The sequence below is a fragment of the Chitinophaga sp. 01L420 genome, from assembly GCF_056399985.1.
On sequence record NZ_JBFTSK010000060.1, the window covers coordinates 16044 to 34233 of the forward strand.

Sequence of the window (18190 nt, forward strand, 5' to 3'; positions counted from 1 at the left end):
AACTATTAATATTTGACAGTGGAAAATTTAGCTACGTGTGATGAAAAAATGCTGCTCTCCAAAATAGCTTCCGGAGATGAGCGGGCTTTTAAGCAACTGTTTGAGCAATGGCATCCTTTGCTGGCTACACATATCTTCCGGGTCACACAATCACAAACACTCACGGAAGAAATTGTGCAGGACGTATTCCTTAAGATCTGGAACAACCGCGAAACACTGGGAGATATCCGAAATTTCTGGACCTACCTGCTGGTCATTTCCCGCAACCATGCACTCAATGCCCTGCAAGAAAAAGCAAGGGAATTTAAACATTGGGAACAATGGGTAAAAGACAATGCCACCGAAACGGAAAGCACCGATCCCACTACCACTTTTTATACGCTGATCGATGAGGCTATCGACAAATTATCTCCCCGGCAGAAAGAAATCTACCTGCTGCACCGTCATCAACGAATGACTTATCAGCAAATTGCAGCGCACCTGAACATCGGCAGGGAAACCGTTAAAACACACCTGGAGTCGGCTACCAGAGCTATTTCCAAACATGTAAAGCTGCAACTGGCAGTTACGATGACGGCTATTCATTTACTGCTCTGAAAATTTTTTCCAGATACCCTCCCCCTTTTTGTCCCGGTAATTTGTCCATAGTATGGAGAAAGACATTTTACTATGGACCAGCAGCTGCTGCAGGAACTTTTTGAACGATACTACAACCAAACGGCTACGCCGGAGGAAACCGCCGCCCTGATGGCGTTGATCGATCAGGCCCCGGCAGAAAAACTCGCAGAACTCATCCGGGAACAGGGCACAAAATTATCCGTGGCAGATCCGGTGATTCCTCCAAACGTAGCCCGGAATATCCTGCAAAATATATTGCAGGAAGACCGCCGTCCGGTGCGCAGGTTCTCCGCATGGCAGTACGCCGCCACCGCTGCTGCCGCCATTTTGCTGCTCCTGGGCATCTCCTGGCTTATGCCCGACAAACATCCCGCACCGTTGGTAAAAACACCCGTTGCAGACATTGCGCCTGGTAAAGAAAACGCCACATTGACCCTCGGCGATGCCACTGTGGTAGGACTGGATACCGCCTCCAACGGATTACTCCCCCAACAGGGCAATACCGCTGTTCAACTGGTCAATGGAAAACTGATTTACTCCGGCAATACTGCTAACACCACCATTACTTATAACACCATCACCACCGGCAGAGGAAATCACTATAGCATGGTGCTGTCGGATGGTACCAAAGTATGGCTCAACTCCGCTTCCTCCCTGCGTTTCCCGGTAGCTTTTTCGGGTAGTGAACGACTGGTAGCAGTTACGGGAGAAGTATACTTTGAAGTTGCCCCGGATGCCCACCATCCATTCCAGGTACAAATGCCCCATAAAGGAACCATCACCGTATTGGGCACTCACTTTAATGTGCATGCATATGAAGATGAAACAGACATCACCACCACATTGCTGGAGGGCGCCGTCAGTATCCGCAAAGGCAGTCAACAACAATTGCTGAGCCCCGGACAACAGGCGGTGATCAGCGAGCAGGCCGGTATCAATGTCCGTAAACAGGTAGACCTCGCACAGATAATGGCCTGGAAAGAAGGCTACTTCTGGTTCAATGATACCAACATCTATGCGTTGATGAAACAAATTGCCCGGTGGTATGATGTGGAAGTACGTTTTGAAGGAAAGATCACAGAAGATGGCTTCTCCGGAAAAATATCCAGAGACGTACCACTATCAAGGGTACTACAGATTCTAGAATTGAATGGAGTACATTTTAAAATAACAGGAAGACAAATTACCGTTATGCCATAAACAACCATCCGCCAAAAGAAAGCCGGCAGTGTTCCCGCACTACCGGCCGTATTCAGGTAAGTTCAAACTAGTCGCTTAACTACTTATTATCTCACCTAAACCAAACAAATTTATGCTTTTAGGAGCTAAGTTCACTCCCCCCTTCCTGAAAAGGCCGGGAATCACCAAAATCATACTGGCCATGAGGCTTGCAGTCGTTTTACAACTGGCGCTTTGTTTACAGATCAGCGCCAAAACGTATTCACAGAAAATTTCTATCTCCACCTCCCATGCCCCCTTAAAAACGGTGCTACGGGAAATTGAGGTACAGAGCGGATACCAGTTTTTCTTTAAAGAGAAAGTATTAAAACTGGCAGGAACAGTAGACGCACATTTTACCAATGCCGATATCCGGGATGTATTGAACCAGTGCCTGAAACCTAAAGGACTGACGTATGATATCGTGGATAAAATAGTGGTGATACGGGAAGCCCCGGTAGCCGCTCCGGCAGCAGGTACCGCATTGTCAGCGCCCTTATCAGAACTAAAAGGTATCATCAAAGATGAGCAGGGCATTCCACTGCCCGGCGCCAGCATCCGGCTGAAAGGTACTACCAAAGGTACTTCTACCAATGCAGAAGGACAGTTCACCCTGAACCTTCCAGACAATAACGCTACGCTGGAAGTATCGTTTGTAGGATACGAAACGCAGGAAGTACCCGTGAATGGCCAATCTTCCATTACCATTACCCTGAAGCGCAGGGAAATTAAGGGAGATGAAATTGTGGTGGTAGGCTATGGCACACAAAAGAAATCACAACTGATCGGATCTGTCTCACAGATCAGCAGCAAGGAAATAAATAACAGACCTGTAACACAACTTTCTCAGGCACTCACCGGACAAATGCCAGGTGTGACCGTCATACAACGCTCCGGACAACCTGGCACCGGCAATAACATACAAATCAGGGGAGTCGGCTCCTTCGGCGCCTCTTCGGATGCACTCATACTGGTAGATGGTATTCCCACCGGATCATATAATGATATTGATCCCAACGATGTGGAAAGTATCTCCGTACTGAAAGATGCATCTTCCGCCGCTATTTACGGCGCCAGAGCGGCCAATGGCGTAATCCTGATCACCACCAAAACAGGCAACGCCAAAAAACTGCGCATCAGTTTGAACAGTTACGTAGGTCAACAAAAAATTACATCTACTCCTAAATTTGTCAATTCCTGGGAATATGCTACCCTCATGAATGAGGCCCAGCCCGGATCTTATACAGGTGAACAAATTCAGAAATTTAAAGACGGCAGCGATCCGGATAATTTTCCCAACGTGAATTATACCAACGCATCCTTCAAAAAGAATTTTCTGCAAACAGGACATAATCTTTCTCTCTCTAACGGGAACGACAAAACGCAGTACCTGATTTCTGCTGGCTATCTGGACCAGGACGGCGTGGTAAAAGGCAACAATTATAAAAGATACAATGCCCGGCTGAACCTGCAGACCAATATCAGTCAGCAACTGAAGCTCACTACCCGGATCGCGGTAATACAGTCCAACCGGGAAGAACCTACTACTCCCGCCACCCTGGATGCTACCAGCATGCAGGACATCATTTCTAACGTGATCCGGTATACGCCGAACTACCCCATCCAGCTAAGCAACGGCTACTGGGGTGCCGGTAGTGTGAACAAAGGAAATCCTGTAGCATGGCTGAATAGCGGTGCCTTCTATAAAAACCGCGGTACAGATCTGAATGGTAATATGCGGCTGGACTGGCAGGCGATCCCCGACTTAAAACTATCGCTCATCGGCGGCTACACACAATTCCAGGAACAAGGCAAAACATTCCTCGCCACCCAACGCATCAACGAAAATATATTTCTGGGCCCCTCCAGCTTATCACAATTCTCCCGCTTTTCAGATTACCGCACCATTCAAATGCTGGCAGAATACCGCAAACAACTGGGAAAACATGAAATAGGTGTACTGGGCGGTTATTCTTTTGAAGGATATCATGCAGATAGCTTAAGTGCCGGTAGAAGTAATCTTCCCAGCAACGACCTGACTGTACTGGGCTTAGGAGATCCAAGCACCCAAACAAACAATAGCTCCGCAGGTGAATATGCCCTGAAATCTTTCTTCGGCAGATTTCAATACAACTATGGCAGAAAATACCTGTTTGAGGCGAATATGCGCTACGATGGATCTTCCCGTTTCCCCGCAAATGATAAGTATGCCTTCTTCCCTTCCATGGCAGTGGGCTGGCGGATAACAGAAGAAAACTTCCTGAAAGACCGTATTCACTGGCTGGATGAACTGAAACTGAAAGCTTCCTATGGCACCCTCGGCAACCAGAACATTGGGAACTATCCTTACCAGAACCTCCTGAATACCGGCTACGACTACCCTATCGGGGGCGTGGCTACGCCTGGTGCTGTAAGACCTACCATCAATGACTCTACGCTGCATTGGGAATCTACCCGTACCAAAGACCTGGGACTCGATGCAACTTTCTTCAAACAAAGACTCACCATCAGCATTTCTTATTTCGACCGGTATACCTATGATATCCTCGTAAGCCCTACTGCCAGCGTTTCCGGCGTATTAGGAGCCGCCGTAGGACAACAGAATTCCGGCCGGCTGAAAAATACCGGTTGGGAATTTACCGCCACCCACCGCAACAGCATTGGAAAATTCAATTATAATGTAGGGGCCAACTTCAGCATTATCAATAACAAAGTACTGGACCTTGGTGTAGGCAACATCCATCAGGCCAATGGTCTTACCGGCAACGGCAGCAGCCTGTTTGTGGGCTATCCGATGAACCTCTACTACGGCTACGAAGCAGACGGTTTATTTAAAGATGCGGCCGATGTTGCCGCCTGGAAAGCCAACAATGATATGACAGCTATCAGTCCCAATCCTAAACCAGGTGATATCCGCTATAAAGATATCAGTGGGCCCGATGGAAAACCAGACGGCAAAGTAACCGCAGACTACGATCGCAAAGTATTAGGATCCACTATTCCTAAATATACCTACGGCATTACTTTAGGTGGCAGCTATAAAGGCTTCGATCTGAATGTGCTGTTACAGGGCGTTTCCGGTGTAAACGGCTACCTGAATAATTATGCAGGATGGGCTTTTTATCAGAATGGTAATGTGCAGCGTTGGCAGATGGATGAAAGATGGACAGCAGACAATCCTAATCCACAGGCCAAATATCCCCGCCTGGAACTCATCTCTAACCAGGGTACCGCCAATACCCTCACCTCTTCTTACTGGGTGCTGAATGGTTCCTATCTCCGGTTAAAATCCATACAGGTAGGTTACAGCTTTCCGAAGGAATGGCTGCACCGCGCTAATATAGAAGGCTTACGTGTAAGTCTCAGTGCGGAAAATATCTATACCTGGAGCAACTACCGCACAGGCTGGGACCCCGAAGTAAATACCGGTGGCGCCTACTACCCTATACTGGCAAACTACACCCTGGGACTGAATCTTAATTTTTAATGCTTGCAACACCTGAAAAAATGACGAAACAATCTTCTGCGCTATATAAATATCTATTCCTGGTATTGCTATCTGGCATCGGCTGCATGTCCTGTAAAAAAGAACTGGATAAATCGCCACTGAATAATTATTCCAATGATGCCTTCTGGACCAGCGAACAAAATGCAATGCTGGCGCTGACGGGCGTATATCGTGGTAATATACAGATGCAAAAAGCCGCAGAGTTTAATGCCACCGACTGGTGGTCGTACTACGGTTTACTGTTTATAGAATTAGCTACAGACAATGCATACGACCGGCGTGGCGATAACTCTGTGATCAATCGCCTTGGAAATGGCACCATGACTGCAGATCTGGTTATACTCGGCGATTACTGGAATGCCAGCTATATCCGTATCGGTCGCTGTAATTATTTCCTGGAAAATGTAGGCAAAACACCTGTGAGCCAGGACAAACTAAAACGGATGACAGCAGAGGCCAGGTTCCTACGCGCGTGTACTTATTTTTATATGTCGCAATACTGGAAAGATGTACCCCTGGTGACCAAAACCCTTTCATTACAGGAAGCCAATACAGTCAGCAAAGCTACCAAAGCACAGGTAGTTGAATTCGTAATCAGTGAACTCAACGGGGCCATCACTGATTTGCCGCAGTACAAAGATATACCGGCATCAGAACGGGGCCGTGCCAGCAAACAGGCTGCCCTGGCATTTCTCGGCAGACTACAATTATCTGAAAAGAAATATGCAGATGCTGCCGCTACCTATAAAAAAATCATCGACTTCAACGACAACAGCATCGATGCTAATTTCCAGAGTCTCTTTAACGGCACCAATGAAAACAGCAAAGAAATTATTTTCGCTACCCAGTACCTGCAGGATCTTTCACCGAATGCGATGCTGCAACATATTTACCCGGCTACTGCTGGTGGATGGCATCTGTACTGCCCACTCGGCAGCCTCGTGGAATCGTATGAGTTTAAAGATGGTACGCCTTTTTCTTTTACCGATCCAAAATATAATCCGGCAGATGTAACCGCCAACCGCGACCCAAGACTGAAATTTACCGTGTTGTATAATAACCAGCCTTTCAAAAATATTCGCTACGTGACTCACCCGGATAGTACCAAATCACCGGATCAGCTATCTACCACCAAACAAGCCACCCGCACAGGTTTCGGCATGGGTAAATTCAGCTACGAAGGTTTTGCCGGCGGCGATCTGCAAAATTCCGGCATCGACCTGCCCATTATCCGCTATGCAGAAGTATTGCTCAGTTACCTCGAAGCCAAACTGGAAGCCGGCGATGGTATTGATCAGGGTTTGCTGGATGCTACTATTAATAAAATAAGAACCCGGCCCGGTGTAAACATGCCGGCCATCACGGTTACGGATATCACTACCCTGCGTACCATACTGCGCCGCGAAAGAAGAAATGAGCTGGCACTGGAAGGCATCCGCTACTGGGATCTGCTCAGATGGGGCGTGGCGGCACAGGTATTAAAAGGCGACTTTTATGGTGCGCCATTTCCCGGCGCGGTGAACCTGCGCAAGAATGGCACCACTATTGATCCTTACAGTCGCTGGTATGTAACCACCAAAGCTTTCAGAGCAGTCACCGATGAAAAATGGCCGATCCCGCAAAGAGAAACCAATATCAATCCAAATCTGAAGTAACTTGTGGCGTTCAAATAATTCCGTAAACATTAACTGATGATATATTCTTCCTTCATTAAAAAAATCAGCAGTGGTCTTTTATGCGGGCTACTGACATTAACTGCTGCCGCACAGCAAAAGCCCAATATCATTATCATCTACGCAGATGATCTGGGATATGGTGATGTAAGCTGTTATGGGATGAGAAAAATAAAGACCCCTAACATCGACAAGCTGGCCAAACAGGGTGTACGTTTCAGCAATGCATATGCTACTTCAGCTACGTGTACCCCTTCCCGTTTTGGTATCCTGACGGGCAAATATCCATGGCGGCAAAAAAACACCGGTATAGCACCGGGAGATGCTTCTCTCATCATTCCTACCGATCACCGTACATTGCCAGGCATGCTGAAAGATGTCGGCTACCAGACCGCTGCCATAGGTAAATGGCACCTGGGACTGGGCACCCGGGAAGGAATCGACTGGAATAAATCCATTCAGCCAGGTCCACTGGAAGTGGGCTTTACCTATTCTTTTATCATGCCGGCCACCCTGGATCGCGTGCCCTGTGTATTTGTAGAAAATCACAACGTAGTGAATGCTGATCCAAACGATCCTATTACCGTTAACTATCAGCATAAAATAGGTACAGATCCTACCGGCCTGGAAAATCCGGAAAAGCTGCGTATGCATCCGGATCCTCATCAGGGACATAATCAAACGATCGTCGACAGCATCAGCCGCATCGGCTGGATGAGTGGCGGTAACAGCGCCCGCTGGAAAGATGCTGACATTGCCGGCACCATTACACAAAAGGCCATTAGCTTCATCGGTAAAAATAAACAAACACCTTTCTTCCTGTATTTCGCCAGCGGCGATATTCATGTGCCCCGTTATCCGCATAGCCAGTTCCGTGGCAAAAGTGGGATGGGCCTCCGCGGCGATGCTATTCTGCAGCTGGATTGGACCGTAGGACAAATCGTGCAGGCACTGGACAGCCTGGGACTCACCCAAAATACCATGATCATTTTTTCCAGTGATAACGGCCCCGTGCTGAACGACGGTTATATCGATCAGGCGGTGGAACTGGTGGGCACACATCAACCTGCCGGCCCTTTGCGTGGCGGTAAATACAGCGCTTTTGAAGCGGGTGCCAGGGTACCTTTTATTGTAAAATGGCCCGCAGGTGTGAAAGGAAACAATACTTCCAATACGCTCATCAGTCAACTGGACCTGTTTGCCTCTTTTGCCCGCTTAACCGGACAATCACTGCAACCTGATGAAGCACCCGATAGTTTTGATATGCTGGATCAGCTGATGGGTAAGTCACGCAACAACCGCCCGTTCCTGGTAACGCATGCCGGCACCTTATCACTTATTTCCGGAGACTGGAAATACATGGCCCCTTCCAAAGGAGCTAAATTAGACCGTGCCGTAAATATTGAATTAGGGAATGATCCCGCACCACAACTCTATCATCTGAGTGCAGATGTTCATGAACAAAAAAATGTGGCGGAGCAGTATCCGGACAAAGTAAAAGCACTGGCGGCTCAACTGGAAGAAATAAAAAGTAAGCCACAAAGCCGCTGATAAAGGGATGCGGAAGGAGAGGAATTGGGAATTACGAATTACGAATTACGAATTACGAATTACGAATTTGCGGGGAGATAATAGCGGATGTTCTTTGCGTTTACTATCTCCGCTCAAATTCGTAATTCGTAATTCGTAATTCGTAATTCCCAATTCCCAATTCCCAATTCCTCTCCTTCCGCTTCACTCATGCGCCGCTTTATAATGTTCCAGCAACAAATCTCCTCCAAAATCATTTTTAAGATCCCGTACCACTGTATGAATATGATTGGCATTATTCTGTGTGTTATCATATTCAATAATCAGTGTAGGTCCCTGAATCCGGTAGTAGTAAGGTTTTCCCAACGCATGTTCCTGGCTGCCGGCCCATGTAAAATATAGACTGTCCAGGCCGGCCTGCTGAATATCTTTCAACATATTATCTGCAAACAACTTCGTAAACCGGTGTACATACAGGCTGATCAAACCCAGCAACAACTGCTGACGGGCCGGGCTTAACTCCGCATAGCGGATACCGCTGGGATGTGCAATCATGGCTTGTCTGCTGGCGCCGGTAATAATTTCCGCTGGTGCAGTAGTGGCTATCACTGCTTTTTGTAGTTCTTCGGGAGATAAGGACCGCAGCAAGGCAAACCCCTGCTCCGTTTCTGCTTTCAATACTTGCTTATCTTTCTGAGGTCCTTCCAGCACAATGGCAGGATTGGCGCCCAGAAAACCGGGCGTTCCGGCCACCAGTTCATTTTTATCTGCAGAAAAATTAAAAGCAACATGATGGCCTTCAAACCGCCAGCCCCAGACAGTATGGGCGGCCGGCACACCAAAAATGGTAAGGAAATATTTGCCCGGATCCCGGTAATGATCACTTTCCGGCCGGTGCTCCAACTCTTTCAGCACCAGGTCCAGCTGCATAATATCGTTTACTTTCTTCACCGTTTCCCCGCTCAGCGTAGTACTCAATAACGCAAAGAGGGCCTTGCGCTGGGCCGCATTCAATTCGTTTACAGAAATACCTTTGCGATCGTCCCGCGGTACATAGCTGAAATGATACCGTTCTCCCGTATCAAAGGGATAAAGCGTTTGTGCCTGTTGCTCCTTGCTGAGCAGATGAATGAACGCATTGGCTTTACTAACCATCTCCTGCGCGTGAATGGGCGTCAGGAAAAGCAGACCAATGGCAACTAACAGAAAAGACCGGTACATATGCGGGCAGTTTGGATAACGTGGAAATACGGAATATCCCTCAATATACTCGTTAAACCGGGAATATGCAACCACCACCCTACCCGGCAATTAAAAAAATGACTAATTTAGAAGTCTACCCCTTAACATGATCTTATGTCCCCTAAAAATGCCGGCGCCAAAGCCAAACTTACTACTGATGATTTTATCAATGACAACAGGGTAAAAGCGGACCTGGAAAATTTAAAGAAAAGCTTTGACCCCGCCAGCGGCGGCAGGCCCTTTGTGATATCGGATGTAGTAGATGCCGCCGGGAATCAGTATGTAAACCTGGTACAAAAAGGTGGTGGTGTATTCGGGATTGCCCTCGTAGGATACACCTACATACTGGAAGAAATGGGGATTCGTTTTCTGCGGCTGGCCGGTACCAGTGCCGGCGCTATCAACACCGCCCTCCTCACTGTCATTAAAAACAAGCAGGATAAAAAGTCAAAAGAAGTATTGCAGGCCATCTGTGAACTCGATTTCTTTTCACTGGTAGACGGGCACCCTGCTGCCCGCTGGCTGATCCGGAAATTTATTACTAAAAAAGATTTTGTCGGTAAAACCAAAAACTGGCTGTTATTCCTGCTGGGATTTTTCGGATTGCTGATAATTGCAGATGTAGTGCTGATAGGACTACGAAGCAAGTTTCCGGCCCTCTCTGCCTGGGCAGGCGGCTGCTTTATACTCACCGGCTTCTGGTCCCTGTTACTGGGCGTTGGCGGATCCTACGTCATCAACCTGTTTAAACGACTGAAGAATTCCGGATTTGGAATTAACCCCGGCGATGTTTTTTATGACTGGATCAAAAAACTGCTATTCCAGAACGGCGTGGTTACGGTCAGCGATCTGAATCAAAAAGCAGCTATCTGCCCCAAACTATCACTGAGAGTATATAACGAGAGTGGCGTTGATGATTTAAAAGGTGATGTCACTTTCATCACCTCTGAACTGGTGACGCAGAACAAGATCCAGTTCCCCGCCATGTGCAGCCTTTTCGCCACAGATATAGACACCATGCAGCCCGCAGGATTTATCCGGGCATCGATGTCTATCCCTGTCTTTTTTGAGTCTTATATGATCAATAATATCCCTTACAACGATGACCGGATCAAAGCTGCCTGGCAAAGCTTTTTTCACAATAGCTGCCCTCCCGCCAATGCAAGATTTGTAGACGGCRGCATTCTATCCAATTTCCCGATCAGCATTTTTTATAACGCCAATATCCCTGTTCCCCGCCTCCCTTCTTTCGGTATAGACCTGGACGACAGTAAGCCAGGAGATAAAGGAGAAAACGCCTTCAACTGGTCGCTCACCGGCTACCTGGGACGCATGTTCAATACCATCCGCAATTACTACGACAAAGACTTCCTCTTGAAAAATGAGGTATATCAGAAAGGGGTGGGTAAAGTGGATCTCTCGGATGATAAATATAATTGGCTCAACTTCTTCCTGTCTGACCAGGATAAAATAGACATGTTTGCCATGGGCGCTCATGCCGCCTGCGATTTCCTGCAAAAATTTGACTGGAGTACTTACAAAGACAAACGGGAAGCATTACAAAAGCAACTCACCAAATAACAACCAAACATGGAAACACTCATCAACGATGCCTGGGGCTGGTTATGCATTTCAATGGGGCTGTTGCTGCTCACTACTTTTGTCATGATGCAGCAAAGCCGGGAGTTTTATACCATGGATGTGGTGATGCGCAGGTTCAGTATCCTGGACCTGGAGTTCCCGGGTTCGCGATATGAAATACCGGCGCTTATAAAAGGCGTATATGCATTACCGGTAGATCAACGACCTAAAACCCTGTCGGCCTTACGCGGACAGTTATGGACAGATTTTCTGTTTATGYCCGCCGCATATGGCAGTATATTCCTGGTATGCATAAAAGTAGCAGAGAAAATGAATCCCGCTGGTACCACCCTGTTCGAATGGCTGGCATGGCTACAGTTGTTGCCCTGGCTATGCGACATCATAGAAAATATTTACCTGCTCCGCAAAACGGCCCCTAACGTTCCCGCCTCAACGGAAATGGTACATAAAGCTTATCAATGGCTGGAAATAACGAAGTGGGGCATTTCATCGATTGGCATGGTATGCGGATTATCGGCATTGTTGTTTTTCTGGGTAACGGGTGATTTTGACACCACCTCTCTGCATTACCTGCTGATAATGGCTGCCGAAGCCGGGTTGTTCATCGGATTACTATTTGTGGCCAAACCGGTTAAAGCGCCCTCACTTACTTGAGGATGATGACCGGCACTTTCGCGGAGCGGCAAATAGCGTCAGAAATACTTTTATGTGTGAGGGAATACAGAAAACTGCGTTTTCCCGGTAAGGCGATAATGAGCTGCACATCATTGGTAGCAGTGAAATTGATGATGCTGCTGAGAATGTCCTTATCGTTCCGGTAATACAATTCGTGTTTAAAATTTTTCAGGTATTCGTGCAGGTTATTTTCATCTTCCCGGAACTGATCATCCGGGCGTTCATAATGTTCTTCCGGGTCTACATTCAGCACCATTAAACGGGTAGCTGCCCACACCGGGGATGCCTTTAATTTATTCAGTTTATCCAGGGCATGCAGGGCATTAAAATCTGCAGGCACCAACGCATTTTTTACCGGTTGATAGGTAAATCCTGCCGGGACCACCATCACCCTGATGGGACTGGCTTTAGCGATCGGGATAATGTTACGGGAAATGAGGCTGTCTGCCTTGCCATGCTCGCTGCCCAGCATCACCATATCAGGCGTTTCTTCATGGATCACTTCCATCACCGCTCTTAACAACGGCAGTTCACTGACCGCTATCTCTACCGTAACATCCACTACCTCCTTTATTTTCTGCGACAGCGTTTCCAGGTGCTCCATGGCCTCTTCCCGATGACTTTCCATAAAATCGTGACTCACTGCACCATATTCCGCCGCCATCACAATGTCACTGAAAACATTTTGGTAGAAGGTCTTGAGGAGAATCACCCGCTTATACTCATAGTGCTGACTCCAGGCCGCAGCGAAGTGGATGGTTTCCTCAGAAGTAGTGCTAAAATCAACCGGTACGAGTAATGTTTTCATAACTGTTTTCTTTAGTTACTGTAGTCGTGATCCTACAAACAAATATATCATTTTCAGGAGGATTATACATCAAAAGAGACCGTTTTACAACGGTCTCTTTTTTAACAGGATATCAATTGGAGGATATATTTTTACTTCAACAGATCGGCCAGCAGCTGGTCCAGTCCATCACCTGCCGCAACACCTATCATGATCACTTTACCATTGGGGTCAATCAGCACTGCAGCGGGAATGGCCTTCACTCCATAGGCTTTTGTCACCGGGCTTTCTTCCGCCATTAAGTCGCTGATCTGTGGCCACACCATTTTGTCTTCTGCGACGGCCTGTAACCATTTCGTTTTATCCTTGTCCAGGGATACGGAAAGAACCGTAAAATTTTTGTTCTTATACTTTTCGTAGGTAGCTGCTAACCCTGGTGTAGCCGCTCTGCATGGTTTGCACCAGCTGGCCCAGAAATCGAGCAATACATATTTACCTTTAAAATCAGCCAGTGATACGGCCTTGCCATTGGTATCCGGCATCGTAAAGGCAGGTGCATCTTTTCCTTTTAAATTCAGAATCCCACCGGTGAAGTCGTTCATCATTTTCTTAATTGTAAACGTATTTTTAGCATCAGGGCCCAGTTTGTCGATGATATTCATTACCTCTTTCTTTGGAAGAGCGGACAGGTAAGAGTTTACCAGGTAAGAACATACGCCGGAGTTAGGATGACTGTTGATCCATTTCAGACTGGCATCCACTTCTCTTTGGTTCAAGGCCATCAGCGCAACATTCGCTTCCTGTGCAGCTTCTGCATCGCCAATCTGGCTGGCAGCGGCCATTTTATTGGCAAGGGCATCCTTCTGTGCACCCAGCGTATCGCCATCGAGAATGTTTTTAGAAACATCTACCCAATCTGCCACAAAGGGGCTACCAGTCAACACCGCGTCCTTAAAATAAGGCCCTTTACCGGTGATGTTCATTTTACCTGCTTCCAGGTAAAGTACAGTGCCATGCTGGTCATTACCATCATTACCTACCTGCATAATATAGGTAGAACCACCGTCTTTCATATCTACATCGAAATGGATCGTGCTGTTGGTCACCACGGCTTTATCCACGGTATTGGTTAACGGGCCCCATAAAACTACGGTGTCGCCATTTGGCAATCCAGGAATTTTCACATTCAGATCCAGACGCTTTTGGGCATTGGCCCCAAAAGCTACACACAGGCTAAGCCCTAACATTATTTTTTTCATATAGCTTGTTTTAAGTGATTTATGGTTAGTGACGTAATTCCAATTTATTCAGCACCAGGCTTTCTTCGGCTTCTTCATAAAATTTGATGATCAGCTGACGGGGTAAAGTCATCCCCTCCTGTGGCTGATAACCGGAAAACTCCAGCTTTGTGCAGAAAGGAGTTTCCGCTGGCTTACCGGCACATTCTTCCTGTATTTTATAACCAGTCACCACATCATAATAGTAGTTCCACTTTGCGCCTGCCGGTGCAGTAACGCTCACTACATAGGCGTTCATACCATTGATGTGAATCGTAGAGTCACTTAATACTGCATGATACTTTTTTTCAAAAAAATGCAGTTCAGGAATAACAGCAACGGACATACGTAATTCTTCTTCCTGCTGTGCATTCAGTCCTGCAGCGGCTCCCAGCCGTTCGCTGCTAATGCTGCTGTCGGTCACCACCACGCTGCGTAGCTGCAGGTTCAGATTACTCAGCGTAATCGTCATTCGATGCTGACCATCTGCAGTATTATTTTTTGCAAATACATACTGGCCACCAACCGATGATGCGTAGGTCAATGCGGCAATATGCATCTGCCGCAGGCGCTCTTCACCACGAATGGCCAGCAGATAACGGGCAATAACACGGGAGACATTTACTTCCTTTCCGATGGATAACTTTGCACCACTGCCTTTCCACTCATTATTGCTGCGATCTGTATCCGGAATCGCTTTTAGCGGATCAATGATCACAGCTGTGACCGGAGAAACCGATGCATAATGGAAAGTATGTGTACGTCCCAATTGCCAGATCTGTGCGGGGAAATGCAGCGTATGTGCGTCACCGTTAAACTCGCGAATCAGTATGTTTACTGGCATCACCAAATCTCCTTTATTCTCTACTGTAATATCCACGCCCTTTGACGGATCATTGTTTACATATATCACCTGCTTCACCGCCTGATCTGATTTCCAGTCGGTCAGAAACCAGCTGCGCCAGAACCAGCTGAGATCCTCTCCGGTGCCGTTTTCTATGGCACGGAAAAAATCGTCAGGAGTAGGATGTTTAAAAGACCAGTCCTTTACAAATGCGCGGAAAGCGGGATCAAAACGTGCGGGACCTATTACGTCATTACGCAGCAGCGATAGTGCCACCGAAGGCTTCACATACATGACCATGGCCATATTCTGCGTTGTTACAGATGCCGCAGGCGTATTCAACGGTTGTATACTTTTTTTGGCAGACAGCCATTCAATGGCACTTTCCATTTGAAAGGCAGCCTCTCCTTTTAAAGAATCGCAGTTAATAAGGTTGATGAAAGTGTTCAACCCTTCACACATCCAGCCATGCCGGCTATCGGCAGCGATCAGCATGTTAAACCAGGTGTGGCCGAGCTCATGATTGGATTTAGTCCACACATTATTACCAAACCCGGTGTTTTTATAATGCAATATGGATACTGCCGGGGAGGCAATGCCTGTAACGGAACCGCCTATATTAACCCAGGTATTGTAAGGATAAGGCGCCCATAAACCGGAATACGTTTCCACCATGCGTTTCATTTGCCCCACGATGGGCTTCCATTCGGGATTGCTTTCCGGCGGGTATAATGCCATCGCCAGCATTTGTTTTCCTGCAGGCAGGTTTACTTTCACCGCATCCCATACAAAGGCGGCAGATGCCGCCCACATACCGTCTCCGGCATTGTCGATATGAAAGCGCCATGTTTTTTGTCCGGGCAATGCTGTCACTTTCACCGCTTCCCCTTCTGTGATGATATGTACTACGGTATCACTTTTCCACGCCTGCTGATAGCGTTTTAATACCGTTGGCGGCAGTACCGCTTCCGGATTCATCAGTTGACCGGTGCCCTGTACCGTTAATCCCGCTGGCAGGGTGACGCTTATATCCAGGGCACCCGGTTCTACATAATACCCGCCAACAAATACATTCCAGCCTTGTATATCATCATACACCACCACTCTTGGAAACAACCCCGCAAACTGAAATACTTTTCCGTGTGTAGCGTCCAGGATACCGAAGTAATCCGATCCGTTGAAAGGCAACGTAAAATCATAGGCTACTTCCATCACAGCTTTATCACCGGGCTTTAACGGCGCCGGCAGCGCTACTTTTACATAAGTATCTGTAATATCGTAGACTGCTTTTTTCAATGGCTGTCCTCCCACTCCTGCCTGTAGCTGATGGATCCGGCATCCCTCCGTATATTCCTGCACGCCGAAACGACTGCCCGCAGGAGGCGTTAAGAGCGCGGTACGTGAATCTTTCCGGAAGCGGTTTTGTGTCACCGTCAGCCATACATAGGTGAGCGTAACCGGGCTGTTGTTTGTATAGGTAATGGTAGCTTTTCCTTCTATTTTCCGTGTAAGGGTATCGAAAGATGCCTGTACATTATAATCTGCCTGGTTCTGCCAGTACTGCGTACCTGGTTTCCCATCCGCCGTACGGCTGTTATTGCCGGACGGACGGACCAGTGGTGCAAAAGCTTCGTCTATGTTTACCCCTTCATTTTTCGTTTGTGCAATACCGTTATAAAAGCAACAGCATCCCACTATCAACAGCGTTGAAATTTTATTGAACAAGCGTATTAATTTATTAGAATGGAGAAAGAAGAAACCTTAGTTTTTCATTTTATAACAATTCGCAATCCTTTGTGGGAATGCGGGATCCGTCGGATACCCAAGGTTACCGTTCCTTATTTTTCCATTTTCATCGATGGCAATCCAGCGGGTAACTCCGGTGAGGCAGTAGCGTTCTACAAACTGTTTGCATTGCTCCTCTGTTCTGTCGCTGGAAAGGAATAAGTTATGTTCTCCTGCGATTTGTTTCGTTACGGAGAACTCTTTCCAATAGTCCACTGCATCGGGGCTTTCCCAGCCAATCGTTAAGAACACGATGTCGTTTTTATCTTTATAGGAATCTTTGATTTTATTGTAGGTAGGCAGTGAAGCTACACAGCCGCTACACCAGGTAGCCCAGATGTCAATGATCACTACTTTACCTTTAAAATCGGATAAACGTACAATATCTCCCTGATCATTTTTCAACGCAAAGTTAAAAGCGGGCTCACCTACTTCCAACTGGTGATAAGCTTTGTACAGGGAATCTATCGTGTGTTTGGCAGGCGCATCTTTACTTAGTCCACTGGCAGCATTGAATAAACTTTTCAACTTTTGCGTAAAGCAATTTGTTCTGGCTTCTCCGAGGATCAGTATGGTTGCCAATGATCCCTTAACTAGTTCACTTTTAGCCCGCATCATCACTTCCGGTAATTTAAAGTCGTCTGTGAGTGTGGAGTCCTGCATTTTCCTGGCAAACCACCAGAGATTCACCGCCTGTTGTGCCAGTCCGTTATCACCAAATCCGGAAAAGGCCGGTGTGGCAATATCAAAACCCTGTAAGCACCAGTCACCATAAGCTTTAAGTGGTAACAAATTTTTATGGGAATACTGAAAGGTAAATTTCAGAAGTAATAACTTCGTTTGTTCGTATGCGTTAATAAGTGCGATGTTTTCTTTGTCAGTTATTTTAGCGCGGGAGATGCCTTCTTTTACCTGTTGTGAGCGGGCTGTAATAAAAGCATCGACCTGTTCTACGGTATTGATGTCAGCACCTATAGTATACAAACTATCTATCAGATATGGCAGTCCCTGTCTGGCAGCGTCTTTTCCGGTCCAGGAAGCGGAAAACTGATTGGGCTGGGCTTTACCATCTTTATATTTAGGCGATAATGCCATTTGTACATTGTCGCCGGTATTGACCAGTACAGGATAATTACCGAGATGAACAATTTGCTTGCCTGCTTCTACCGACCGGGTAAAAACTGCTACCGGTTTATCTTTCGCTACAAAAAAAGTTTCTGTCTTATATGCTGTCAGTCCCTTATTTCCTAAACGGTTGAATTGCATCAGGCCCACATACTCCGGGGTAATCCCCACCTTTACATTCAGGGAAGTAGTAGCCACCGGGTTGCCGGCAAATGCGCCGATGCTGCCAAACAGCATCGCTGTTAAAAGTGGGAATGATCTCATGGTCAAGTATGATAGTTTAAATAAAGGCAACTGGAAAGACAG

12 protein-coding genes are annotated in these 18190 nt (G+C 47.0%); 7 read left to right on the forward strand and 5 right to left on the reverse strand.

Translation table 11 applies throughout. The features are described 5' to 3' along the window. The first annotated feature begins 18 nt into the window (after positions 1-18). The 5 genes from AC1DP6_RS33020 (at position 19) to AC1DP6_RS33040 (ending at position 8568) form a co-directional block, all read left to right on the forward strand. Positions 19-597, forward strand: coding sequence for an RNA polymerase sigma factor (locus AC1DP6_RS33020; protein WP_477058686.1), 579 nt, complete (start codon positions 19-21; stop codon positions 595-597). Positions 598-669: 72 nt separating this feature from the next. Then, positions 670-1818, forward strand: coding sequence for a FecR family protein (locus tag AC1DP6_RS33025; protein WP_477058687.1), 1149 nt, complete (start codon positions 670-672; stop codon positions 1816-1818). 112 nt (positions 1819-1930) lie between these two features. Beyond that, the gene (locus tag AC1DP6_RS33030) at positions 1931-5323 is read left to right on the forward strand and encodes a TonB-dependent receptor (RefSeq protein WP_477058688.1); all 3393 of its coding nucleotides are present in this window, start codon (positions 1931-1933) and stop codon (positions 5321-5323) included. Between the two features lie 20 nt (positions 5324-5343). Next, positions 5344-6999 (forward strand): RagB/SusD family nutrient uptake outer membrane protein, encoded by a 1656-nt coding sequence (locus AC1DP6_RS33035; RefSeq protein WP_477058689.1) that lies wholly within the window; start codon positions 5344-5346, stop codon positions 6997-6999. A 36-nt stretch (positions 7000-7035) separates the two neighbouring features. Next, the gene (locus AC1DP6_RS33040) at positions 7036-8568 is read left to right on the forward strand and encodes a sulfatase family protein (RefSeq protein WP_477058690.1); all 1533 of its coding nucleotides are present in this window, start codon (positions 7036-7038) and stop codon (positions 8566-8568) included. A 183-nt stretch (positions 8569-8751) separates the two neighbouring features. Here AC1DP6_RS33040 and AC1DP6_RS33045 read toward each other — a convergent pair whose 3' ends face one another. Then, the gene (locus AC1DP6_RS33045) at positions 8752-9768 is read right to left on the reverse strand and encodes a DUF3500 domain-containing protein (RefSeq protein WP_477058691.1); all 1017 of its coding nucleotides are present in this window, start codon (positions 9766-9768) and stop codon (positions 8752-8754) included. A gap of 135 nt (positions 9769-9903) precedes the next feature. Between AC1DP6_RS33045 and AC1DP6_RS33050 the strand changes: the two genes are divergently transcribed. Both AC1DP6_RS33050 and AC1DP6_RS33055 read left to right on the forward strand, forming a co-directional pair. Beyond that, positions 9904-11370, forward strand: a complete 1467-nt coding sequence (locus AC1DP6_RS33050) for a patatin-like phospholipase family protein (RefSeq protein ID WP_477058692.1) — start codon at positions 9904-9906, stop codon at positions 11368-11370. 9 nt (positions 11371-11379) lie between these two features. After that, positions 11380-12045, forward strand: coding sequence for a hypothetical protein (locus tag AC1DP6_RS33055; protein ID WP_477058693.1), 666 nt, complete (start codon positions 11380-11382; stop codon positions 12043-12045). On the opposite strand, the gene AC1DP6_RS33060 is transcribed toward AC1DP6_RS33055, so the two are convergent. The 4 genes from AC1DP6_RS33060 to AC1DP6_RS33075 all read right to left on the reverse strand — a co-directional run bounded on the left by AC1DP6_RS33060 (position 12038) and on the right by AC1DP6_RS33075 (position 18148). Next, the gene (locus tag AC1DP6_RS33060) at positions 12038-12874 is read right to left on the reverse strand and encodes a universal stress protein (RefSeq protein ID WP_477058694.1); all 837 of its coding nucleotides are present in this window, start codon (positions 12872-12874) and stop codon (positions 12038-12040) included. The two genes, AC1DP6_RS33055 and AC1DP6_RS33060, sit on opposite strands and share 8 nt — an antisense overlap. A gap of 131 nt (positions 12875-13005) precedes the next feature. After that, positions 13006-14112 carry a peroxiredoxin family protein gene (locus AC1DP6_RS33065; RefSeq protein WP_477058695.1) on the reverse strand — a complete coding sequence of 369 codons (1107 nt, stop codon included), beginning with the start codon at positions 14110-14112 and terminating at the stop codon, positions 13006-13008. A gap of 25 nt (positions 14113-14137) precedes the next feature. Beyond that, positions 14138-16699 (reverse strand): M1 family metallopeptidase, encoded by a 2562-nt coding sequence (locus AC1DP6_RS33070; protein ID WP_477058696.1) that lies wholly within the window; start codon positions 16697-16699, stop codon positions 14138-14140. A gap of 36 nt (positions 16700-16735) precedes the next feature. Next, entirely contained in the window at positions 16736-18148 is a 1413-nt protein-coding gene (locus tag AC1DP6_RS33075; RefSeq protein WP_477058697.1) for a peroxiredoxin family protein, read from the reverse strand. Between the last annotated feature and the right edge of the window lie 42 nt (positions 18149-18190).

What these genes read in the sequence shown, in the direction of transcription:
- AC1DP6_RS33035 (WP_477058689.1), top strand. Translation starts at nt 5,344, where the DNA reads ATGACGAAACAATCTTCTGCGCTATATAAATATCTATTCCTGGTATTG.
- AC1DP6_RS33065 (WP_477058695.1), bottom strand. Translation starts at nt 14,112, where the DNA reads ATGAAAAAAATAATGTTAGGGCTTAGCCTGTGTGTAGCTTTTGGGGCC.
- AC1DP6_RS33025 (WP_477058687.1), top strand. Translation starts at nt 670, where the DNA reads ATGGACCAGCAGCTGCTGCAGGAACTTTTTGAACGATACTACAACCAA.
- AC1DP6_RS33030 (WP_477058688.1), top strand. Translation starts at nt 1,931, where the DNA reads ATGCTTTTAGGAGCTAAGTTCACTCCCCCCTTCCTGAAAAGGCCGGGA.
- AC1DP6_RS33045 (WP_477058691.1), bottom strand. Translation starts at nt 9,768, where the DNA reads ATGTACCGGTCTTTTCTGTTAGTTGCCATTGGTCTGCTTTTCCTGACG.
- AC1DP6_RS33060 (WP_477058694.1), bottom strand. Translation starts at nt 12,874, where the DNA reads ATGAAAACATTACTCGTACCGGTTGATTTTAGCACTACTTCTGAGGAA.
- AC1DP6_RS33075 (WP_477058697.1), bottom strand. Translation starts at nt 18,148, where the DNA reads ATGAGATCATTCCCACTTTTAACAGCGATGCTGTTTGGCAGCATCGGC.
- AC1DP6_RS33040 (WP_477058690.1), top strand. Translation starts at nt 7,036, where the DNA reads ATGATATATTCTTCCTTCATTAAAAAAATCAGCAGTGGTCTTTTATGC.